The sequence below is a fragment of the Kitasatospora sp. NPDC094016 genome (assembly GCF_040304045.1).
Classification (GTDB): Bacteria; Actinomycetota; Actinomycetes; order Streptomycetales; family Streptomycetaceae; genus Kitasatospora.
In genome coordinates, this window is record NZ_JBEOUK010000073.1 from 1 (window position 1) to 22,061 (window position 22,061).

The window sequence follows — 22,061 nt, forward strand, 5'->3', positions numbered from 1 at the left end:
TGCCCCGCCTGTCCGTACGTCGAGAAGGCGCCCGCGTCGTTGTCGCCGACCATCACGATCAGGCCGGGGCCCACGATCGCGAGCAGGGTCTTGAGCCGCGCGGACAGGCCGTGGCGCGGGGTGGTGTCGTCGAGCCGGATGGTGCCGAGCGCACCCTTGATGTCGCCGACGTGGGCGTCGTCGAGCACGGCGGTGCGGGTGGTGGTGGGGACCTTCGGGTCCAGCATCACGTTGGTCATGGCAGGGCCTCCTTGCCCCCTTCCTTGAGGGGGCGACAGGGGGCACGCAGCAGCGATCCTCCCTGCGAGCGCATGCCGCCGGACCGCACGGCGGCGCTGAGCGGCGGCGGCCGTGAGGGCATGACGAGGCGTCAGACGTCGTGCGTCGGGGCGCGGTCGAGCGCATGACGCAGCGTCAGGTGAACGCGCGCAGGGAAGGTTGTTACCGCGTGCCGGAGGTGATCGAGAGCATGCGGGGGTAGGGGCGACTATGGCCCGGACTATCGCAGTCCATGTCTCTCGCCTCCTCCCGGCCGGGGGCGCACGTCTGTGCACCGCATCGCGACACGGCAAGGAGCGGACCGGCCCACGGGACCGGCACACCCCAACTCGTCAGAGCTTTGGCACTCCACGGCGTGTCCAGCCCGGTCGGGCCGGAAGCCACTTGGGGTCAACCCTTAACTCGGGAAGACCTGTCCTGAACCTGGGCGTCTCTCGACGTCGTCGGGTCAGTGGCCTGTGTCCGTGAAGACGCCTCACCGAACGAGGTGCCTTTCAAACCTCGTCAAGCATAGACCCTCCCCTTCACCCGGATAGCGGCGTTTCGACCGAACTTCGACAGCTTTGTAGAAGCTTGACCAAACCCACCCCTCGACGTGCACCCCCATCCGGCATATATAGTTCACCGACATATGCAGCTCAACAGCTCACGAGGGGGAAGTGTGTCCCACAGCGATCCGACCCGATCCGCACCCGTCCTGCACCTGGCCAACGTCACCCGGGTGCACGGGCGGGGAGCCGCCGAGGTACACGCCCTGCGCGGCGTCGAACTGGCCGTCCACCCCGGCGAGTTCGTCGCCGTCATGGGCCCGTCCGGCTCCGGGAAGTCCACCCTGCTGACCCTGGCCGGCGGGCTCGACGCGCCCAGCGACGGCGAAATCCTGGTCGAGGGCGTGGCCCTCGGCGGCCTCAGCCGCGGCCGGCTCGCCGACCTTCGGCGGCGCTCCATCGGGTACGTCTTCCAGGACTACAACCTGATCCCCGCCCTCACCGCCGCCGAGAACATCTCGCTGCCCCGCGAACTCGACGGGGTCTCCGGACGCACCGCCCGCCGCGAGGCGCTCGCCGCCCTGGAGGAACTCGGCATCGGGGAACTCGCCGACCGCTTCCCCGACGACATGTCCGGCGGCCAGCAGCAGCGCGTCGCCATCGCCCGCGCGCTGATCGGCGAGCGCCGCCTCGTCCTCGCCGACGAACCGACCGGCGCCCTCGACTCCGCCACCGGCGAGGCCGTGCTCGCCGTGCTGCGCGCCCGATGCGACGCCGGGGCCGCCGCGATGATGGTCACCCACGAGGCCTCGCACGCCAGTTGGGCGGACCGGGTGGTCCACCTGAAGGACGGCGCGGTCGCCTCCGAGAGCCACGGGCGGCGCACCGGCAAGCGCCGGCTGACCGCCGAGCCGCTCAGCGCCCCGGCCGACGGCTACGGCCACGCGGCCGACGGGGCCGCGCACGCGGCCACCGGCGCCTCCCACGCGGTCGGCGACTTCGGCCACCCGGCCGACGGCTTCGGCGAGGTGGCCCGATGAGACTCGGCGCCTGGAAGGTCGCCCTGCGCATCGCCCGCCGCGACGCGCTGCGCGCCAAGGGCCGCAGCGCCCTGATCGTCGCCATGATCGCGCTGCCCGTCCTCGGCGTCACCGGCGCCGACGTCGTCCACCGCAGCGGGCAGCTCACCCCGGCCGAACGGGTCGAACGGGTGCTGGGCGGGGCGGACGCCCTGGTCACCTCACTCGCCCCCGGCCGGACCGTCGAGCAGGCCCCGGTCGCCGAGGACGGTGTCTTCGCGGCCCAGCCCCGCCCCGGGCAGCCGCCCACGGCCGAGCAGCAGAAGGGCGCCGGCACCGACCCGGTCACCCTGGTCACCGGACTGCTGCCGCCGGGCAGCGTGCTCACCTCCGCCCGGCAGGGCCCGGAGACCGGCGCGACCTCCCCCGAAGGCCTCGTCCGCGCCCTCACCACCGAGGCCGACCTCACCGACCCGCTCTGGCACGGCCGCCTCGACCTGGTCGACGGCCACGCCCCGGGCGGCCCGCGCGAACTGGCCGCCACCCGGGCCTTCCTCGACAACGCCGGGCTTGCCGTCGGCGGCACCACCACCTTCCCGGGCCTGGAGCGGACCACCTTCACCATCACCGGCGTCGTCGAGCACCCGGACGACCTCCACCGGGTCGAACTCGTCGCCCAGCCGGGCGCGTTGCTGAGCCAGCTCGCCGCCGCCACGCCTCCCGGCGGCCCGGCCGCGGCAGCGCCGGAGCCCGAACACGGCGCCTGGCTGGTCCGGCTCCCCGCCGGGGCCACCCTCGACTGGGCCAAGGTCCAGGAGTTCAACGCCCACGGCTACACCCTCACCGCCCGCTCGGTCGCGCTCGCCCCGCCGCCGCGCGCCGCCGTCCCCTACTACCGGGACGCCTACCACTCCTTCGGCCCCTCCGCCGACGACAACACCAAGGTCGTGGTGGCCACCGTCACCGGCATGGGCCTGCTGGAGGTCGCCCTGCTCGCCGGGCCCGCCTTCGCGGTCGGCGCCCGCCGCTCCCGCCGCCAGCTCGCGCTGCTCGGCGCCGCCGGCGGCCGGCGGACCCACGTCGGCGCGGTGGTGCTCGGTGGCGCCGTCGTCCTCGGCGCGGCCGGGGCCGTGGTCGGCGTGGTCCTCGGCGGCGGTCTCGTCGCCGGGCTGCGCCCGTGGATCGAACGGGCCGGCGGCGCCCGCTTCGGGCACTTCGCCCTGCCGCCACTGGACCTGCTCGCGATCGGCGGGATCGGCCTGCTGACGGCGCTCCTCGCGGCCGCGCTGCCCGCCCGGCAGGCCGCCCGCCGCAGCGTCACCGCCGGACTCACCGACCGGGACACCGTCCAGGCCCCGAACCGCTGGGTCACCGTGCTCGGTGTGCTGCTGCTCGCCGCCGGCGCCGCCCTGGCCCTGTACGGCGCGAGCGCGGTGCAACGCGGCGGCGTCCCCGTCGTCAGCACCTACGACACCCGCACGCTGACCGTGCTCGGCGGCTCCGTCATCGCCGAACTCGGCCTGCTCGCCTGCACCCCCGCACTCGTCGCCCTGCTCGGCCGGCTCGCCAAGCGGCTGCCGCTCGGCCCCCGACTCGCCCTGCGCGACTCCGCCCGGCACCGCTCGCGCACCGCGCCGGCCGTCGCCGCCGTGATGGCCGCCGTGGCCGGGGCCGTCGCCATCGGCGTCTACAGCACCAGCACGGACGCCGAGAACCGCCGCGACTACCGGCCGCAGGCCCCGTACGGCGCCGTGCAGCTCCTCTCCACCGTCGACGGGCCGCAACTCGACGGCCTGCGCGCCGAGGTGGGCAAGCAGCTGACCGACCTGGGGCCGCGCGCCGACCTCGGCGAAGCGGTGTACCAGTTCTGCACGAACTGCTCCAGCACCGTCCAGCTCAAGGGCACCGTGAACCCGCGCACCGCGTCCGGCCCGCCGCACCTGGCCTCCGGGGACGCCGCCATGCTCCGCACCCAGTTCGGCATCCACGACCCGGCCGCCGAACAGGCCCTGGCCGCCGGGAAGGTCCTGGTCTTCGACCGCGCGTTCCTCGCCGGCGACGGCCGGGCGGTGCTCCAGCTGCGCGGCAGCTCCGGCGCGCCGCTCCAGCCCGGCGAGATCCCCAAGCCCGACCTCCAGGAGATCCCGGCCGACGCCGTCCTGGTCGAGAACCCGACCGCCGCCCGCTTCGCCCAGGGCCTGATCCTGCCCTCGGCGCTGCCCAAGCTGCTGCCCGGGCTCACCGCGAAGCCCACCGGCTCGATCTGGGTGCCCGCCACCCCGCCCGACCGCAAGGCCCAGCAGCGCGCCGAGGCCGCCGTCGTCCGGCTCGACCGGGCCGCCCAGCTGGAGGTCGAGCGCGGCTTCCAGCCCCGCGGCGACGCCCTCACCCTGGCCCTCAGCGGCTTCGCCGCACTGGTCGTCCTCGGCGCCGCCGGCATCGCCACCGGCCTGGCTGCCGCCGACTCCCGCCAGGACCAGGCCACCCTGGCCGCCGTCGGCGCACCGCCGCGGATCCGCCGCACCATGGCGGGACTGCAGTGCGCGATGATCGCCCTGCTCGGGGCGCTGCTCGGGGCGGTCAACGGCTTCGTCCCCGCGGTGGGCCTGCTGAAGTCCCGGGCGAGCGGGTTCGGCGGCCACCCGGCCCTGATCACCGCCCCCTGGGGCCAGCTGCTGCTGGTCGTCCTGGTGCTCCCGGTGCTGGCGGGGCTGCTCGCCGCCCTGCTGACCCGCTCCCGCATCCCGATCGGGCGGCGGCTGTCCTGACCCCTGGCGCACACCGGTGCCCGCCCTCCGAAACGGGGGGGCGGGCTTCGGCGTGCACGGGCGACCCCCGCGCGAGAGCGCCGTACCATGGGCGGGTTCCAGCGGGCGAAGGGCGCCGGCGGTCGGCGAGGGAGAGAACGGCGGTGCTGCGCGGGTTCGGCGACCTGGAGGCCGAGATCATGGACCGGCTGTGGTCCTGGGGCCGGCCCGCCACCGTACGCGAGGTGGTGGACGACCTCCAGCGGCGGCGGCCGGTCGCGTACACCACCGTCACCACGGTGGCCGACATCCTGCACACCAAGGGCTGGCTGCGCCGGGACAAGGTGGGCCGGGCCTGGGCGTACGAGCCGACCTGCACCCGGGAGGCGTACACCGCGCGGCTGATGCGCCAGGCGCTGGAGACCACGCCGGACCGGGCGGGTGCGTTGCTGCACTTCGTCGACGGGATGAGCAGCGACGAGGCGTCCGCGCTGCTGGCGGCGCTGGAGCAGGTGAAGGCCCGGGACGGCGAGTGACCCTCGCGCTGCTCGGCCTCCACCTGGCCGTGACCGGGGTCCTGCTGCCGCGCCGGCTGGCCGGCTCGGCCCGGTTGCAGGCGCGCCCGGCGGCGGGCGCCGCGCTCTGGCTGGCCCTGATGGCCTCCTTCCTGGTCGCGCTGCTGCTGGCGGCGCACCACGCGGTGGAGCCGTTCGCCCACGAGCCGGCCGGGCTGGTCGGGCTGTTCCCGCACCAGGAGCCGCCCGGTCCCGTGGCCCCGCACACCCACGGCTGGTGGCTGCTGGCCGCCGCCGGGGCCGCGATCGCCACCGTGGTGGCGGCCGTCGGCCTCCGGGCCGGGCGGGCGCGCCGGCGGCACCGGGCGATGCTGGACCTGGTCGCCGTCCGGGACGGGCGCTGGGGCGCCCTGATCCTGGAGCACGCCCACCCGACCGTCTACTGCCTGCCCGGCCGAAGCTCCCGGGTGGTCCTGTCGCGCGGGGCGCTGCGGCTGCTGGACGAACGGCAGTTGGCCGCGGCGGTGGCGCACGAGCACGGACACATCCGCGGCCGCCACCACCTGTTCCGGCTGCCGGCGGACACCTTCGCCCTGCTGTTCGGCCCGCTGCCGCTGGCCCGGCGCGGGCGGGCGGAGGTGGGGCTGCTGCTGGAGATGGCGGCCGACGACGCCGCGCTGGCGCGGGTGTCGCGCAGCGAACTGGCCTCCGCGCTCTGCGCCCTGGCGACGTCCGGGGCCCCGGCGGGCGCCGCGCACGGCACCGTGCCGGGCACGGCGTACGGCATCGCGCCGGGCGGCCCGCCGGGCCCCGCGTCGGGCGGGGCGCTGGCGGTGGCCGCCACCGGGGTGCTGGCCCGGGTCCGCCGACTGGCCCGCCCGGGGCACGGCCGGCGAAGGCGCCGACTGGCCTCCTGGACGGTGGTGTCGGCGCTTCCGCTGCTGCCGTACCTGCTGGCCTGCGCGCCGCACCCGTAGGGCGTCCGTCACCCCCCGGTCACGATGCCGGACCAGCCCTACCGGTGCCGCAGGTACGCCTCGGCGGTCTCGCGCAGGCGGTCGTGCAGGCCGTCGTAGGCGCGGACCCGCCCGAGCAGGCTCTTCGGCAGCTTGGCGACCATCGTGTAGTTGGTGTCGCAGACGTTGGCGGCCGGTGCCAGCCCGGCCTGGCTGACCAGTTGGTAGGCGTCGAGCTGGTCCAGGCCGAGCAGGTGCCCGGTCCAGCCGACCAGGTCGTGCTGACTGATCCGGAACGCGTCCTCCAGCGGGCGGGCCGAGCCGGTGCTGATCAGGAAGCGGTCGTCCTCCAGCCGCGGCCAGGCCGGTCCGCCGCCCTTGACCAGGTCGACGATCACGGTGGTGCGCATGGACGCCTCCACCGCCGTCCCGCACACCTCCCCCTCCCCCTGGCGGGCGTGGCCGTCGCCGATGGCGAGCAGCCCGCCCGGGACGTTGACCCCGAAGTAGGCGGTGGTGCCGGCCCGCATCTCGGGGGTGTCCAGGTTGCCGCCGTGCGCGCCCGGCGTGATCGAGGCCAGCACCTCGCCGGCCGCCGGGGCGACCCCGACGGTGCCGTGCATCGGGTCGAGCGGGAGGTCCACCGTGAAATCGCTGTTCCGGGCCCGGAATCGGCAGACGCCCGCCTTGAGGTCCAGGTCGTAGACCCAGACCCGCTCCTCCAGCGGCGGGTGCAGCATCGCCGTGCTGTGGGTCGCGGTCAGCGCGCCGAAGTGCGGGAAGGTGCTGGAGACGCCGTACTCCCGGGCCGGGGTGATCTCCACGAAGTGCACCGCGAGGACGTCGCCGGGCTCCGCGCCCGCCACCGCGATCGGCCCGGTGACCGGGTTGAGGTAGGGGAAGACGCACACCTGGCTGGGCAGGTCGCCGGTGCCGCGCACCTTGCCGCCGAAGCAGTCCTCGGTGGTCAGTTCGACGATGGTGCCGGGCTGCACGGTGACGAGCGGTTCGCGCCCGCCGAAGGTGTAGGCGTAGTCGGCCGGGGCGGGGGCCAGCTGGACGGTTTCGGGCAGGCTCACGGGTTCTCCTCGCGGGTGGTGGGCGCGTCGGTGGCGGGATCGGGCCCGGCGGCGGGGTCGGGCTCGGTGGCGGATTCAGCGTCGGTGACGGATTCAGCGTCGGTGACGGCCAGGCGGGGCGTGCGGCCGGTGGCCACCAGCCCGGCCAGCACGACCGCGCCGACGGCCAGCCAGACGAAGCCGAGCCGCTGGGCCGCTATGTCGGCGTTCACGACCACGTAGGCGAGGATCGCGAAGCCCAGGACCGGCGCGATCAGGTGGCGCCAGTAGTCCTTGCTGCGTCGGCGGATCAGGTAGTGGACGACGACGGCGACGTGCAGGACCAGGAAGGTGGTCAGCGCGCCGAAGTTGACCAGGGTGCTCAGCAGGGTGATGCCGTCGTCGCGCGAGGCCATGTAGAGGCCGAGCAGCAGCGAGATCGCGGCGGTCAGCAGGGTGGCGTTGACCGGCACCCGGCGTGCGGGGTGGATCCGGGCCAGGAAGGCGGGCAGCTGGCGGTCCCGGGCCATCGCGTACAGCAGCCGCGAGGTGGCGGCCTGGGCGACCAGGGAGTTGGCGAAGCCCCAGGCGACGGCGGTGGAGGCGGCGGTCAGCGTGGCGAGCCAGCCGCCGGCGGCGGTGCGGGCCGCGTCGTAGAAGGCGGTGCCGTTCGGATCGCCGTCCCGGATCAGGGCGCCCGGGTCCGGCACCAGCAGCGCGGCCACCCACGTCTGCACGATGAACAGCGTGCCCGCGAGCAGCAGCGCGGCGACCATCGACCGGCCGATGGCCTTGGTGGAGTCCCGGTTCTCCTCCGAGAGGGTGGAGATCCCGTCGAAGCCGAGGAAGCTGAGCACCGCGATCGAGACCGCGCCGAAGACCAGGCTCCACGAGAAGGTGTGCGCGTTGTAGAGCGGGGTGAGGTCGAAGCCCCGGCCCCTGCCGGAGGCGAGCGCGATCACCCCGGCCACCACGAACAGCGCCAGCACGACGAGTTCGCCGACCAGCATCGCCTTGTTGACCCTGGAGGTGGTCTCGATGCCCAGGTAGTTGACCACGGTGTTGAGCAGCACGAAGCCGACCAGCCAGAGCCACACCGGGACGGACGGGACCAGCGAGTTCATGGCGACACCGGCGACCAGGTACAGCAGCCCCGGCACCAGCACGTAGTCGAGCAGGATCATCCAGCCGGACAGGAAGCCGACCGGCGCCGCGATGCCCCGCCCGGCGTACGTGTACACCGAGCCGGCCATCGGGAAGGCCCGCGACATCTGGGCGTAGGACAGGGCGGTGAACATCATCGCGACCATGCCCAGGACGTAGGCCAGCGCGACCATGCCGCCGGAGCCCTGGAACACACCGCCGAAGATGCCGAACGGTGCGATCGGCACCATGAAGACCAGCCCGTAGACGAGCAGGTCGGTGAAGGTCAGGGACCGGCGGAGTTCCTGTTGGTAGCCGTAGCTCTCGATGCTCCGGGGCGCGGGCGTGTCGGCCATGGTGCTCCCTCTCCGTGACGACCCTGGGGGTGTGGGGAGACTGTAGGGGCAAGTACTTCCCCGATGGTCCTGTTTCTGCGTTCCGCCACACGAGGAAAACCGGGCGGAGCCGGAGAACGCGAAGGCCCGCCCCCGCCGAGGCGGGAGCGGGCTGTCGGACTGCCGGTGCCCGTGCCGGACTTCCTACGGCCGGACGGCGCCCACGTACGGCATGGCGCTGATCGGGAGGACCTCGACGTTCTTGCCGGTGCGCGGGGCGTGGATCATCTTGCCGTCGCCGATGTAGATGCCCACGTGGTGGATGTCGGGGTAGAAGAAGACCAGGTCGCCGGGCTGGAGGTCGGCGCGCTGCACGCGGGCGCCGCTGTTCCACTGGTCCTGGGACATCCGGGGCAGCTTGACGTTGGCCGAGCGGTAGGCGCCGCCGGTGAGGCCGGAGCAGTCGAAGCTGTTGGGGCCGGTCGCGCCCCAGCCGTAGGGCTTGCCGAGCTGGGCGTAGGCGAACTGGAGGATGGCGGCGGCGCGACCGTTGGCGGGCGGCGCCGGGGTGTTCATGTTCTGGCGCTCCGAGGAGCGGGAGGCCCGGTCGGCGGCGGCCGCCGCCTGGGCCTCGGCCTTGGCCTTCTCGGCGTTCTGCTGGGCGTTGATCTTGGCGCGGTCCTCGGCGCTCAGCTTGTTGAGCATGCCCTGCGCCTGGGCGAGCTTGGCCTGGATCTGCTTCTTCTTCTCCCCCAGCTCGGTGCCGACGGAGTCGAGCTGGGCCAGGGTGGCGGTGGCCTCGGCGCGGTCCTGGTCGAGCTTGCGCTGCTCGTTCTGGGCCTGCTTGAGCAGGGATATCTGGGAGTCGGCGAGGTGGTTCTGCACCGAGGCGCGCTCCAGGTAGGCGGCCGGGTCGGAGTCGAGCATCAGCTGGAAGGACGGGTCGATGCCGTTGGTGCGGTACTGGTCGGCGGCCACGGCGCCGAGCTGGGAGCGCAGCTCGTTCATCGCCTCCTGCCCGCGGGCGACCTTCTCCTGGATCCTGCCGGCGTCGCCCTGGAGCTTCTGCTGCTTCTCCTGGAAGCCGTTGAACTGCTCGACGGCCTGCTCCGCCTCCTCGTTGAGCTTGTCCACCTGCTCCTTGACGGAGGCCAGGTTGGGGGTGGGCTCGGCGTGGGCGGTGCCGGAGGCGAGGACGGCGCCGCCGGCCATGGCCGTGGTGAGGACCGCCATGCGGGCCCGGCTCGGGGGGCTGGGCTTGCGACGCTTTCCCATGGCGGGGGGCTCTCCTTCGGGGGACGGCAGGGGACGGCGAAGGCGGGCGAGGACCTACGGGGGTTCGGTCCCCACCCACCTTCTTCGAAGTAACTTAATAGATGAGTGGAGGGGTTCCGCAATCCCCCTGTTCCGGACTGTTCCGGGCGATCGATCGTGGCCCCCGGCACCGGCGTTGACCTCGGGTGCCACCGTCCGCGGCACTCCTCGCCGCCCGGAGTGCTGAGAACGTGCCGAATCGAGGGAAAGGTCACACGGACCGCCCCTCCTGCGGGCCTGCGAACGAGCGCTAACCTGCGGTCATGAACGTCCTGCCCGAAGGGCTCCCCCTCGCCGCCGAATTCCCGGCCGCACACCGCGAGCAGTGGCAGCAGCTCGTCGAGGGCGTGCTGCGCAAGTCCGGCGCGCACCCCGCGGACGGCGCCGCAGCCGAGCGGGCGCTCACCACCGAACTCCCGGACGGGCTGCGCGCCCGCCCGCTGTACACCGCCGAGGACGCCCCGGCCGAAGCCGGCTACCCCGGGTTCCCCCCGTTCGTCCGCGGCGGCCGGCCGCAGGGCGCCGTCGTCGCCGGCTGGGACGTCCGCCAGCGGCACGCCGACCCGGACCGCCGGCGCACCAACGAGGCGGTCCTGGCCGACCTGGAGAACGGCGTCGGCTCGCTCTGGCTGGAGCTCGGCGGCGCGGGCCTGCCCGTCACGGCCCTGCCCGAGACGCTGACCGGCGTGTACCTCGACCTGGCCGCCGTGGCACTCGACGCCGGGCCCGAATTCACCGCCGCCGCCGAGCAGTTGTTCGCCCTGTACGAGGAGCGCGAGGTCTCCCCCGGCGCCGCCGCCGGCAACCTCGGCGCCGACCCGCTGGGCCTCCAGGCCCGCACCGGCGAGACCGGGCGCACCACCGCGCTGCTCGCCGAGGCCACCGCGCTGGCCGCCCGCTGCGCCGCCGAGTACCCCGATGTCCGGGCGCTGACCGTGGACGCCCTGCCCTACCACGAGGCCGGCGCCTCGCCCGCCCAGGAGCTGGGCTGCTCGCTCGCCACCGGCGTCGCCTACCTGCGGGCGCTGACCGCCGCCGGGCTGTCCGTGGACGCCGCGCTCGGCCAGCTGGAGTTCCGCTACGCGGCCGACGCCGACCAGTTCCTCACCATCGCCAAGTTCCGTGCCGCGCGCCGCCTGTGGTCCCGCGTCGCCGAGGTGTCGGGAGCCTCCGCGACGGCCTCGGCGCAGCGCCAGCACGCCGTCACCTCCCGGGTGATGATGACCGCCCGCGACCCGTGGGTGAACATGCTGCGCACCACCGTCGCCTGCCTCGCCGCCGGCGTGGGCGGCGCCGACGCCGTCACCGTGCTGCCCTTCGACAGCGCCCTCGGCCTGCCGGACGCCTTCGCCCGCCGGATCGCCCGCAACACCCAGTCGATCCTGCTGGAGGAGTCCCACCTCGCCCGGGTGATCGACCCGGCCGGCGGCTCCTGGTACGTCGAGCAGCTGAGCGAGGAGCTGGCGGCGGCCGCCTGGGCCTGGTTCCAGGAGATCGAGCGGGCCGGCGGCCAGCAGGCGGCGCTCACCGGCGGGACGGTCCGCGAGCGGATCGCCGCGACCTGGGCGGAGCGCTCCGTCAAGCTCGCCAAGCGGCGCGAACCCGTCACCGGCGTCAGCGAGTTCCCGCACCTGGACGAAAAGCCGCTGGTCCGCGAACCGGCCCCGGCCGCACCGGGCGGCGGGCTGCCGCAGGTGCGCCGCGCCGAGGCGTACGAGGCGCTGCGCGACCGCTCGGACGCGCAGCTCGCGGCCACCGGCGAGCGGCCGAAGCTGTTCCTGGCCTCGATCGGCACCGCCTCCGCGCACACCGCGCGCACCACCTTCGCCGCCAACCTGTTCCAGGCCGGCGGCATCGCGACGACCTCGCTGGAGTCCGTCGACCCGGCCGCCTTCGCCGAGGCCTTCACCGCCTCCGGCGCCACCGCCGCCTGCCTGTGCTCCAGCGACGCGCAGTACGGCGAGCACGCCGAGGCCGTCGCCGGCGCGCTGAAGGCGGCCGGAGCCCGACGGGTGCTGCTGGCCGGTCGACTCGGCGAAACCCCGGCAGGAGTAGACGAGTTCATCCACGCGGGCGGGGACGCCATCGCCGTCCTCACCTCCCTGCTCGACCAGATCGGAGTGGCACGATGATCCCCGACTTCACCGGAATCGGGCTGAACGGGGATCCCTCCGGGGACGTCACCGACGGCCAGTGGCGGGCCGCCTGGCGGCAGTCCACCGGCAAGGACGTCGACGAACTGGTCTGGGACACCCCCGAGGGCATCGGCGTCAAGCCGCTGTACACCACCGCGGACCTGGCCGGCCTGGACTTCCTGGAGACCTACCCGGGCATCGCCCCGTACCTGCGCGGGCCGTACCCGACCATGTACGTCAACCAGCCGTGGACCGTCCGCCAGTACGCGGGCTTCTCCACCGCCGAGGAGTCCAACGCCTTCTACCGCCGCAACCTGGCGGCCGGCCAGAAGGGCCTCTCGGTCGCCTTCGACCTGCCGACCCACCGCGGCTACGACAGCGACCACCCGCGCGTCACCGGCGACGTCGGCATGGCGGGCGTGGCGATCGACTCGATCTACGACATGCGCCAACTCTTCGACGGCATCCCGCTGGACAGGATGTCGGTGTCGATGACCATGAACGGCGCCGTCCTGCCCGTCCTGGCCCTGTACATCGTGGCCGCCGAGGAGCAGGGGGTGGCACCCGAGAAGCTGGCGGGGACCATCCAGAACGACATCCTCAAGGAGTTCATGGTCCGCAACACCTACATCTACCCGCCGCAGCCGTCGATGCGGATCATCTCGGACATCTTCGCGTACACCTCGCAGAAGATGCCCCGGTACAACTCCATCTCCATCTCCGGCTACCACATCCAGGAGGCCGGGGCCACCGCCGACCTGGAGCTGGCCTACACCCTGGCCGACGGGGTGGAGTACCTGCGCGCGGGCCTGGACGTGGGCCTGGACGTCGACGCCTTCGCGCCGCGGCTGTCGTTCTTCTGGGCGATCGGCATGAACTTCTTCATGGAGGTCGCCAAGCTGCGCGCGGCCCGGCTGCTGTGGGCCAAGCTGGTCAAGCAGTTCGACCCGAAGAACGCCAAGTCGCTGTCGCTGCGCACCCATTCGCAGACCTCCGGCTGGTCGCTCACCGCCCAGGACGTGTTCAACAACGTGACCCGCACCTGCGTGGAGGCGATGGCCGCCACCCAGGGCCACACCCAGTCGCTGCACACCAACGCGCTCGACGAGGCGCTGGCCCTGCCCACCGACTTCTCCGCCCGGATCGCCCGCAACACCCAGCTGCTGCTCCAGCAGGAGTCCGGCACCTGCCGGGTCATCGACCCGTGGGGCGGCTCCGCCTACGTCGAGAAGCTCACCCACGACCTGGCGCGCCGCGCCTGGCAGCACATCCAGGAGGTCGAGGCCGCCGGCGGCATGGCCAAGGCCATCGACGCGGGCATCCCGAAGATGCGCGTCGAGGAGGCCGCCGCCCGCACCCAGGCCCGGATCGACTCCGGCCGCCAGCCGGTCATCGGCGTCAACAAGTACCGGGTGGACAGCGACGAGCAGATCGACGTGCTCAAGGTCGACAACTCCTCGGTGCGCGCCCGCCAGCTCGAAAAGCTGCGCCGGCTCCGGGAGGAACGCGACGAGACGGCCTGCCAGGACGCGCTGAACGCGCTCACCCGGGCCGCCGAGGCCGGCCCGCAGCGCGGCGGCTCGCTCGACGGCAACCTGCTGCACCTGGCCGTCGACGCGGCCCGGGCGAAGGCCACCGTCGGCGAGATCTCGGACGCCCTGGAGAAGGTGTACGGCCGGCACAGCGGCCAGATCCGTACCATCTCCGGTGTGTACCGAGACGAAGCGGGCCCCTCGGCCTCCCTCCAGCGCACCCGCGACCTGGTCGAGCGGTTCGAGCGGGCCGAAGGCCGGCGCCCGCGCATCCTGGTCGCCAAGATGGGCCAGGACGGCCACGACCGCGGCCAGAAGGTGATCGCCACCGCCTTCGCCGACCTCGGCTTCACCGTGGACGTCGGCCCGCTCTTCCAGACCCCCGACGAGGTCGCCCGCCAGGCCGTCGAGGCGGACGTGCACATCGTCGGCGTCTCCTCGCTCGCCGCCGGGCACCTCACCCTGGTCCCCGCGCTGCGCACCGCGCTCGCCGAGGCCGGCCGGGAGGACATCACCATCGTCGTCGGCGGGGTGATCCCCCCGCAGGACTTCGACGCGCTGTACGAGGCGGGGGCGGCGGCGGTCTTCCCGCCGGGCACCGTCATCCCGGACGCCGCCTACGACCTGCTCACCTCACTGGCGGCCGATCTCGGCCACGAGCTGTGAGATTTTGATCGCATGCCTCCGCGGACGATCGACCTCGACAGCTATGTGACGGGTGTCCTCGACGGCTCGCGCGCCTGGATCGCGCGCGCCGTCACCCTCGTCGAGTCCACCCGGACCGACCACCGCGCGCTCGCGCAGCAACTGCTCCAACGGCTGCTGCCGCACGCGGGCGGCGCGGTCCGGGTGGGCATCACCGGCGTACCCGGTGTCGGCAAGTCGACCTTCATCGACTCCTTCGGCACCATGCTCACGGGGCTCGGCCACCGGGTCGCGGTGCTCGCCGTCGACCCCACGTCCAGCCGCACCGGCGGCTCCATCCTCGGCGACAAGACCCGGATGGAACGCCTCGCCGTCGACCCGCACGCCTTCGTCCGCCCCTCGCCCACCTCCGGGACGCTGGGCGGCGTCGCCAAGGCCACCAGGGAGTCCATGGTGGTCATGGAGGCCGCCGGCTACGACGTGGTCCTGATCGAGACGGTGGGAGTCGGCCAGTCCGAGACCGCCGTCGCCGGGATGGTCGACACCTTCCTGCTGCTCAGCCTCGCCCGCACCGGCGACCAGTTGCAGGGCATCAAGAAGGGCGTCCTGGAGCTGGCCGACGTCATCGCCGTCAACAAGGCCGACGGCCCGCACGAACCCGACGCCCGCGCCGCCGCCCGCGAACTCGCCGGCGCCCTCCGTCTGTTGCAGGCCCCCGACGCGGCGTGGACACCGCCGGTGCTGACCTGCAGCGGCCGGGACGGCGCCGGACTCGACGTGCTGTGGGAGCGGCTGCAGCAGCACCGCAAGGTACTGGACGCCACCGGCGCGCTGGCCGCGAAGCGGCGCGACCAGCAGGTCGAGTGGACGTGGGCCATGGTCCACGACCAGCTCTACGCGCGACTGCACGACCACCCCGAAGTGCGGCGGCTGTCGCTCGACTTGGAGGCCCAGGTCCGCGCCGGCACCATGCCGGCGGGGCTGGCCGCGCAGCAGATTCTTGAGAGCTTCTTCGGCTTCTTCGGCGCGCACTGACGGGAGGCGCCCCCTGATGGCGCCTCCTGACGGCGCTTCCCGAGTGGCTCCGGGGTGAAGTAGGTGCGAGGGCCGTGCTGGTGTGCACGGCCCTCGCACCGGGTGTGGGGCGCCCCGTTCCCGCCCTCGTCGTCCGGATCTGCACGTGGTGATGAGCTGTGCGGTGTGCTCTGTCACCTGTACGCGATGCTGAGCTGCGTTGTTCGGTGAGGAATCGAACCCCTGCGTTGCTCTTCACGCGCCAAGGGCCGGATGAACCGCCGGCCCGCGGTGTGTGCACGCCTCCGTGGCGACTACCTGCTTCCCACACCCGGCTTGCGGGGTCAGTCCTCGATCAGGTCGATCTCCCAGTTGGTGCGCTGGATCAGGGTGTCCACCTCGCGGATCTCCTTCGCCAAGGCGTCCGCCTGGGCGCGGAGCTCGGCGACCGGCAGGGCCGAGAGGATCCTGAGTTCGGACCGCAACTGCCGTACGGCTCCGTGCTGGTCGCGCCCGGAGGCGGCGTCGGCGGCCGCGGTGATCACCGAGTGACGCAGCCGCAGGACGTCCCGGCGGGCGAGGGCGTCGGTCAGCGTGCCGCCGCCCTCGATGAGCGCGGTGGAGTTGGTCCGGTTGATCTGGCGGATCAGCCGCTCCAGCTCGTCCAGCACCTCCCCGGCCTGGGCCAGGACCTCCGCCGCGCTCTCGGCCGGTTCCTCGCCCTCCTGGTACCGGGCACTGCCGACGACGCGCGCCCGCAGCTGCTCCACCCGCCGCACCGCAGCCGCGCGCAGCGCGAGCGCTTCAGCCAGTTTCACCGCGTCATCACCTCTACGTCCCACTGATCGTCCGGCAAGTATGCACGTCGGTGCCTGACGGCGCGGTCCCCGGGGTGGGGCCCGCCGGAATGACCGGGCGGGCGCCACTACGCCACCTCTCGCAGCGCGTGAAGGTCCAGCGCCGTGCCCCACCCATGCGTGGGGCACGGCACTTCGGCGGCTTCCAGGTACTCGAACCAGACCACCTTGCCCACCCCCGCCGGGTGCCACCCCGAGGCGTGCGCCAGCGCCTCCACGAGCAGGAGGCCACGCCCTCTGGTCGAGCCGACGTCGAGCTCGCGCTTCGGGAGTTCCGGGCACCGATCGGCGACCTCCACCCGCACCCGCCCGGCACACCACCGGACGGTAACGACACAGCGCTCCTTGGTGTGCACGAGCGCATTGGCGATCACCTCGCTGGCGTACAGCTCCACCTCCCCGAGCGCATCAACCGAGAGCGGCGCACCCCACTCCAGCGGAACCGGAAATCGAGCGGTGTTGAGCGGACTGACGATCACTGGGAATCCATTCGGTCACATATCGACAATTCGGCAGCCATGTCAGATGGTTCGGGTCTGCACCCACCGCCCGAATGGCTGACATCAAGTCAACGCGGGTACAGAGGAAGGGAGAACGGGCGAAGCTGGTCCAGGCGTTGAACCGGTTGAACAGAGGACGGGATCGCGATGACCCACCGACCGCGCACACCCAACACCGCTCTCGCGACACTCATGCAGCAGGCGGGGTGGGGCAACGGCCAGCTCGCCCGAGCCGTGAATCGCGTCGGAGGCGAGGCGGGGCACCAGCTGACCTACGACACGTCGGCGATCTCGCACTGGCTCTCGGGCACTCAACCCCGGACAGACGTACAGGAGGTTGTCCGCGAGACGTTCTCACGTCGACTCCGACGACCGGTGACACCCGAGGAGACGGGCTTCGGGCGCGGTGCCGAGCAGGCGGGCGGCCAGGGGGTCCTGTCCGATCTGATGTCGATCGGCAAAGCCGACATGGACCCCTCGCGCCGTGGTGTACTCGCCTCCGGGCTCTACTCGCTCGCTCTGACGCTGCCGGTCTTCGACGACACCGCTGACCGGATGAACCATGCCTCGGCGGGCCGTACCGTGCGGGTCGGCCAAGGCGAGGTCGAGACCGTTCGGAGAATGACGGACCGGATCGCCGACATCCTCGACGAGCTCGGCGCCGCCCACGCCCGCCCGATGGCGGCGGCCTTCCTGGTCAACTCGGTCGGACCCTGGCTCCAGGCATCCGGCACCACGGAAGTGAAGGCCGGGCTGCTGTCAGCCGCCGCCGATCTCACGTACCTCACCGGCTGGATGGCGATGTACGAGACTGCCCACGGTCTCGGCCAGAAGTACTACGTCCAGGCCCTCAAGCTCGCACGCGAGGCCCAGGACCACGTGACGTACTGCCGCACCCTACGGGGCATGGCGCTCCAGGCATCCAATATCGGATACGGCCCGAAGGCGCTGGAACTCGCCGACTCGGCCGCCGAAGCGGCTCCGGCCTCCGGCCCGCGACTGCGAGCCTTCCTCGCCGGCCAACAGGCGCACGGCGCCGCCATGGTGAAGGACAAGCGGCAGGCATTCGCGCGCCTTGCCGAGACCGAAACCGCGCTGACCCAGGCTGAGGGCCGCAACGACTCCGTCGGTGGCTACGACCAGGCCGCCTATCACTTCCACGTCTCGCACGTGCTGTACGAACTCGGCGACCTCCCAGGGGCGATCAAGGAACTTCAACTCTCCAACCGAGCCCGCCCCGCCAACGAAAAACAGGGCCGCGTACACGGCAACGGCCTGCTGGCCCGCCGCCAGATGGAACTCGGGCACGTCGAGGCCGCCTGCGCCACCTGGAACACGTTCCTGGACGACTACGTCACGATCAGCTCCGTCCGTGGCGACGAGCACTTCCAGGCTCTGGGCAAGAGCCTCCCGGCACGAGCCACCAGCCGTACGGTCCGCCAGCTCCACCAGCGCACCCGCGAGGTCGCCGGCCAGAAGGCCTCGTGACCCATGGGATTCGGTCTGGTCGTACGCTTCATCACCCGCGATGCCACAGCAGCCCGCGCCTTCGACCAGCTGACAGCTGCGGCCCTCGAAGAGATCCGCGCAAAGGAACCCGGCACGCTCCTCTACGCCATTCACACCGTGCCGGGCGAGCCACACGTCCGGGTCTTCTATGAGTTGTACGCGGACCGTGCAGCCTTCGAGGAGCACGAACGGCAACCTCACGTCCGCCGGTTCCTGGCCGAACGCGCGCAGCACCTCGAATCGTTCGAGGTGACGTTCCTGGATGAGACATCCGGCAAGGGCGCGTACACCGTGAAGGCCGACCGGAGCGGTCTGCGAATCGGAATCACGGGGCACCGGGGGCTGGCGGCCGGGGTGGAGAAGCAGGTTCGACGGCTACTCGAAGACGCTCTCGCGGGAGAGGACCCGACTGGGCTCACGGTCGTGTCCTGCATCGCGGACGGGCCGGACGCGTGGCTGGCGGAGATCGCGCTCGAACGGGGGGCTCGGCTGGAGGCCGTCATTCCGGCGGATCAGTACCGGGCCGGGCTGCCGGACTGGCACCACCCCGTCTACGACCGGCTGTTGAGCAGCGCCAATGCCGTTCACCGGACAGGCCGGGTGGAGTCCGACGAAGCCGCCCACATGGCGGGGAGCGAGGTCCTGGTAGCCCAGGTCGACAAGCTCCTCGCCGTCTGGGACGGCCTGCCGGCCCGCGGCTACGGCGGGGCGGCGGACGTGGTCGCCTACGCCCGGCAGCGCGGTGTGCCGGTTGAGGTGCTGTGGCCCCAGGGAGCGCGCCGGTGAATGCGGAATGATGCCCATCAGTCAGGCCGGTCGCGCCGCCGCGACTGCGTCGGTGTACAGCTCGGTGGTCAAGTCGGCGTCTTCGATGCCGAGTTCGGCCAGCACCGCACGCACCAGGGCGAGGGCCGGCGCGAGGTCGGCCGCCGTGGCGGCCGTCGTCTCGACCTCGATGAACGTGGCGTCGTCCAACTCGGGAACGCGAACGAGCGTGGCGAGCAGGTGCCTCCCGTCGCGCTGGAAGCCGTAGTTGCGGCACCGCTTCTCGAACGCGATGCGAGGGGTGAAGCCCAGGCCCCGCATGATCTCGTGCGCGGCATCGGCGTCCTCGACCTTCGTCTCGGACTCCGGCTTCGACCCGGACGCCTCGTCCACCCGGGCCCCCTTGTACGTGAGCACCGTGCGCGTGCCGTCCGGGCCGTGCACGGTACGGATCCGCAACTCGCGATCCGCGCCCATCAGGCTGCCGTCCGGCGCTTCGTAGTACGTGTCGCGGTAGACCTCGGCGCGGCCGGCGCCATGCCGGGCCTCCAGTTGCTCGCGCACGCCCTCCGGGTCGTGCACGACCGCCTTGAGCTCCGCTTCGATCGCCATCCTCGCCCCTCCGTCAGATCACGGGCTCAGCGCCGTCCACCATCACATCGAACTGCCACCTTGAAACCGACACCTGCGAGGTGCCGCCTTCAAGGCGCGATCCACGACCCGCGTCAGCTCGACTTCTCGCCGAGGGCAGCACGGAGCCAGTCGAGGGAGTCGGTTGCCAGGACGGCGTCGGCGAGTGCGTTGGCGGTCTTCGTGGTGAGACGGCCACGGCTGTTGTCGATCCAGCGCTGAGCGTTCGCGTAGCCCTGCGCCTTGTACTCGACGCCCTGGATCAGGCACTCCAGCTTGTCGGCATCCCGCGCACAGACCGCCTCCGGAGAGTCCTTCGCTTCGTACTCCGCGACGAGATCCCGGATGGTCGAGGCGAGAATCTCCGGCATGCCGCCGACCTGGTCGGCCGTCACCGCCGCCGGATCGGCGCCGGGCGCGTACTTCTTCCCCAGATGGTTGACGTCCCCGGTGCGCGTCTCCTGGGAGTCGTGCCAGACCGCGAGGAAGGCGGCCTGCGCCGGGTCCGCGCCTTCGAGCTTGGCAATGATCGAAGCGATCAACGCGGTTCGCCAGGAGTGTTCGGCGACCGACTCGGGATCGCGGACGCCGGCCATCCACCAGCCCGTGCGCTTGGTCTGCTTGAGCGTCCCGGCTTCGAACAGGAACCTGGCCACCGGCGTCAGGTCGTCTGTCACTGTCTGGCTCCTCTCACGCCTCGGCAAGGCGGATCGCGTAGCGGATGCCGTCGAGTTCGCGTCGCCCGCGCCGCGACAGCTCCGAACCATCCAACAACACCGGGAGCCGTTCGCGCAGGGAACGGGCCGCAGTTCCGGAGCGCAACAGATCCGGCCGGATCTGAAGCAGTGACCACACACTGTGGATGTTCAACTCGGCGTACCCGCACTGCGGGCCGAGCCCCTCAACGAGGTGCGCGAGGAGCTTGTCGCCGGGCCACGGGCCCGGCGACCGGGCGGCGATGAAGTCATCGGAGAGTTCGAGGTACGGGGCCTCGCCGATCCAGTACGCCCAGTAGTTGAGGTTCGCCAGCGCACCCGCCTCATCGGCGAGGCCTTCTTCAACAACTCTCCCCAACGATCACAACCAGCCGCGAACCCTGCCACCACGGCGGCCGAGAAGAGCGCCCACCACACCAATCGCGCGAAGGTTGCCACTACGCCACCTCTCGCAGAGCGTGGAGGTCCAGCGCCGTGCCCCACCCATGCGTGGGGCACGGCGCTTCGGCGGCTTCCAGGTACTCGAACCAGACCACCTTGCCCACCCCCGCCGGGTACCAGCCCCAGGCGTGCGCCAGCGCCTCGACGAGCAAGAGGCCACGCCCGCCCGTCGATTCGTCGCCGCGTTCCCGCCGGGGCAGCCCCGAACACCCGTCTGCAACCTCAACCCGCAAGCACCCGGCGCACCACCGAACGGTCACGGCGCAACGCTCCTTGGTATGCACGAGCGCATTGGCAATTACCTCGCTCGCGCACAACTCCACGTCCTGAAGCGCGCCTTCCGAGAGTGGAACCCCCCATTCCCGCACGATCTCCACGACCAACCGCCGCGCCCCCGACACCGTCTCCACCCCTGGCGGCACACCCCACTCCAGCGGAACCGGAAAGCGAGAACTCCTCAGTGAGCTGACCACCACGAACACCCTCCACCCGAACCGGGAAACAAGGATGCCGAGCCGATACTGAACTTGATTGAGTGAAGTCGGGCCGTTTGCCTGACGGCGTGGGTACGGGTCCGGTAGCTGTGGGCTGTGAGGTATGCGCAGGGCGGCGGCTTGACCGACGCCGAGAGGGCCGCGCGGGAGCGGATTCGACTGGAGGCAGTCGTCCGCTTCGAGGGCGGGGAGAAGAACAGGGAGATCGCCGCCGCGCTGCGGGTGTCCGAGCGGTCGGTGGAACGCTGGCGCCGGCAGTGGCGAGAACGCGGCGAGGCCGGTGTCCAGTCGAAGGGCTCGCCGGGAAGGTCGAAGCTGAGCGATACGCAAGTAGCACGACTGGAGCGTGAATTGGAGCGCGGCCCGCTCGCGCACGGGTGGGAGGATCAGCGGTGGACGCTGGCCCGGATCAAGACGCTCATCGGGCGGATGTTCCACGTCAGCTACACCGTCGAGGGGACCTGGGCCCTGCTCAAGCGGCACGGTTGGTCCTGGCAGCAGCCGGCCCGTCGAGCGATCGAACGCGACGACGTGGCAATCGAGTTGTGGAAGAAGGAGGTGTGGCCAAGGGTAAAAGCGCCGCGGCGGCTCGCGGAGCCTGGCTCGTCTTCGAAGACGAGGCCGGGCAGACGCTGTGACCGCCGCGCGCCAGAACCTGGGGCCGCGTGGGCCAAACGCCCGTAGTCCGGGTTCGGGGCAGAGGATCCGGCAGGGTGTCGATGGCCGGGATGAGCTGCTACAAGCAGGGCGAACGCTCCCGGCTGATCTACGGGTTCCGTGTCCATCGAGGACGCAAGGGCGAGCCCAAGGGCTTCACGTGGAAGGACTACCGGGACCTGATCCTGCGGGCGCGCGTCCAACTCGGCGGCCCAATCGTACTGGTCTGGGACAACCTTTCCGCCCACCTGATGCCACCGATGAAGCAGTTCATCGCCGCCAACGAGCACTGGCTGACCGTCTTCCAACTCC

At 72.2% G+C, this 22,061-nt stretch carries 18 protein-coding genes, 3 pseudogenes and 1 riboswitch; of the genes and pseudogenes, 11 read left to right on the plus strand and 10 right to left on the minus strand.

Annotated features, from left to right (window positions below; translation table 11 throughout):
- Positions 1-239: pseudogene (locus ABT015_RS36370) on the minus strand (manganese transporter); the annotation flags it as partial.
- 356 nt (positions 240-595) lie between these two features.
- Positions 596-773, minus strand: a riboswitch (M-box (ykoK) riboswitch).
- A 167-nt stretch (positions 774-940) separates the two neighbouring features.
- On the opposite strand from ABT015_RS36370, the gene ABT015_RS36375 reads away from it, so the two are divergent.
- From ABT015_RS36375 to ABT015_RS36390, 4 genes are all read left to right on the plus strand, one after another.
- A complete protein-coding gene (locus ABT015_RS36375) occupies positions 941-1,807 on the plus strand; it encodes an ABC transporter ATP-binding protein (RefSeq protein ID WP_502897494.1) in 867 nt (288 codons plus the stop codon).
- Positions 1,804-4,554: an FtsX-like permease family protein gene (locus ABT015_RS36380; protein ID WP_350887162.1), complete on the plus strand. Its 2,751-nt coding sequence runs from the start codon at positions 1,804-1,806 to the stop codon at positions 4,552-4,554. The genes ABT015_RS36375 and ABT015_RS36380 overlap by 4 nt, the downstream gene beginning before the upstream one ends.
- Positions 4,555-4,700: 146 nt before the next feature.
- Positions 4,701-5,069, plus strand: coding sequence for a BlaI/MecI/CopY family transcriptional regulator (locus ABT015_RS36385; protein ID WP_350887200.1), 369 nt, complete (start codon positions 4,701-4,703; stop codon positions 5,067-5,069).
- Complete coding sequence (locus ABT015_RS36390) at positions 5,066-6,025, plus strand: M56 family metallopeptidase (protein ID WP_350887164.1); 960 nt, start codon at positions 5,066-5,068, stop codon at positions 6,023-6,025. Before ABT015_RS36385 ends, ABT015_RS36390 begins: the two co-directional genes overlap by 4 nt.
- Before the next feature lie 38 nt (positions 6,026-6,063).
- Here the strand turns inward: ABT015_RS36390 and ABT015_RS36395 are convergent, their stop codons facing one another.
- From ABT015_RS36395 to ABT015_RS36405, 3 genes are all read right to left on the minus strand, one after another.
- Positions 6,064-7,083: an acetamidase/formamidase family protein gene (locus ABT015_RS36395; protein WP_350887166.1), complete on the minus strand. Its 1,020-nt coding sequence runs from the start codon at positions 7,081-7,083 to the stop codon at positions 6,064-6,066.
- Positions 7,080-8,561: an APC family permease gene (locus ABT015_RS36400; protein ID WP_350887168.1), complete on the minus strand. Its 1,482-nt coding sequence runs from the start codon at positions 8,559-8,561 to the stop codon at positions 7,080-7,082. The genes ABT015_RS36395 and ABT015_RS36400 overlap by 4 nt, the downstream gene beginning before the upstream one ends.
- A gap of 183 nt (positions 8,562-8,744) precedes the next feature.
- A complete protein-coding gene (locus tag ABT015_RS36405; RefSeq protein WP_350887170.1) occupies positions 8,745-9,815 on the minus strand; it encodes a C40 family peptidase in 1,071 nt (356 codons plus the stop codon).
- 302 nt (positions 9,816-10,117) lie between these two features.
- On the opposite strand from ABT015_RS36405, the gene ABT015_RS36410 reads away from it, so the two are divergent.
- Genes ABT015_RS36410 through meaB form a run of 3 tightly spaced genes read left to right on the plus strand, consistent with a single transcriptional unit; the run spans position 10,118 to position 15,201 of the window.
- Entirely contained in the window at positions 10,118-11,986 is a 1,869-nt protein-coding gene (locus tag ABT015_RS36410) for a methylmalonyl-CoA mutase family protein (protein WP_350887173.1), read from the plus strand.
- A complete protein-coding gene (gene scpA, locus ABT015_RS36415) occupies positions 11,983-14,187 on the plus strand; it encodes a methylmalonyl-CoA mutase (RefSeq protein WP_350887176.1) in 2,205 nt (734 codons plus the stop codon). Before ABT015_RS36410 ends, scpA begins: the two co-directional genes overlap by 4 nt.
- Positions 14,188-14,199: 12 nt before the next feature.
- Entirely contained in the window at positions 14,200-15,201 is a 1,002-nt protein-coding gene (gene meaB, locus ABT015_RS36420) for a methylmalonyl Co-A mutase-associated GTPase MeaB (protein ID WP_350887178.1), read from the plus strand.
- A gap of 323 nt (positions 15,202-15,524) precedes the next feature.
- On the opposite strand, the gene ABT015_RS36425 is transcribed toward meaB, so the two are convergent.
- A complete protein-coding gene (locus ABT015_RS36425) occupies positions 15,525-15,998 on the minus strand; it encodes a DIP1984 family protein (RefSeq protein ID WP_350887180.1) in 474 nt (157 codons plus the stop codon).
- A 107-nt stretch (positions 15,999-16,105) separates the two neighbouring features.
- Positions 16,106-16,516, minus strand: a complete 411-nt coding sequence (locus tag ABT015_RS36430; protein ID WP_350887183.1) for an ATP-binding protein — start codon at positions 16,514-16,516, stop codon at positions 16,106-16,108.
- A 168-nt stretch (positions 16,517-16,684) separates the two neighbouring features.
- On the opposite strand from ABT015_RS36430, the gene ABT015_RS36435 reads away from it, so the two are divergent.
- The 3 genes and pseudogenes from ABT015_RS36435 to ABT015_RS36445 all read left to right on the plus strand — a co-directional run bounded on the left by ABT015_RS36435 (position 16,685) and on the right by ABT015_RS36445 (position 18,832).
- Positions 16,685-18,025 (plus strand): NsdA family TPR-like regulatory protein, encoded by a 1,341-nt coding sequence (locus ABT015_RS36435; protein WP_350887185.1) that lies wholly within the window; start codon positions 16,685-16,687, stop codon positions 18,023-18,025.
- A 3-nt stretch (positions 18,026-18,028) separates the two neighbouring features.
- Positions 18,029-18,253, plus strand: a pseudogene (locus tag ABT015_RS36440) (putative quinol monooxygenase); the annotation flags it as partial.
- 105 nt (positions 18,254-18,358) lie between these two features.
- On the plus strand, positions 18,359-18,832 hold the full coding sequence (locus ABT015_RS36445; protein ID WP_350887202.1) for a hypothetical protein: 474 nt from the start codon (positions 18,359-18,361) through the stop codon (positions 18,830-18,832).
- 21 nt (positions 18,833-18,853) lie between these two features.
- Here ABT015_RS36445 and cyaB read toward each other — a convergent pair whose 3' ends face one another.
- The 4 genes from cyaB to ABT015_RS36465 form a co-directional block, all read right to left on the minus strand.
- A complete protein-coding gene (gene cyaB / locus ABT015_RS36450; RefSeq protein WP_350887188.1) occupies positions 18,854-19,423 on the minus strand; it encodes a class IV adenylate cyclase in 570 nt (189 codons plus the stop codon).
- A 113-nt stretch (positions 19,424-19,536) separates the two neighbouring features.
- A complete protein-coding gene (locus ABT015_RS36455; protein WP_350887191.1) occupies positions 19,537-20,118 on the minus strand; it encodes an HD domain-containing protein in 582 nt (193 codons plus the stop codon).
- 13 nt (positions 20,119-20,131) lie between these two features.
- Positions 20,132-20,515 (minus strand): hypothetical protein, encoded by a 384-nt coding sequence (locus ABT015_RS36460; RefSeq protein ID WP_502897496.1) that lies wholly within the window; start codon positions 20,513-20,515, stop codon positions 20,132-20,134.
- Between the two features lie 79 nt (positions 20,516-20,594).
- Positions 20,595-21,074, minus strand: coding sequence for an ATP-binding protein (locus ABT015_RS36465; protein ID WP_350887194.1), 480 nt, complete (start codon positions 21,072-21,074; stop codon positions 20,595-20,597).
- 114 nt (positions 21,075-21,188) lie between these two features.
- On the opposite strand from ABT015_RS36465, the pseudogene ABT015_RS36470 reads away from it, so the two are divergent.
- Positions 21,189-22,061, plus strand: a pseudogene (locus ABT015_RS36470) (IS630 family transposase); the annotation flags it as partial.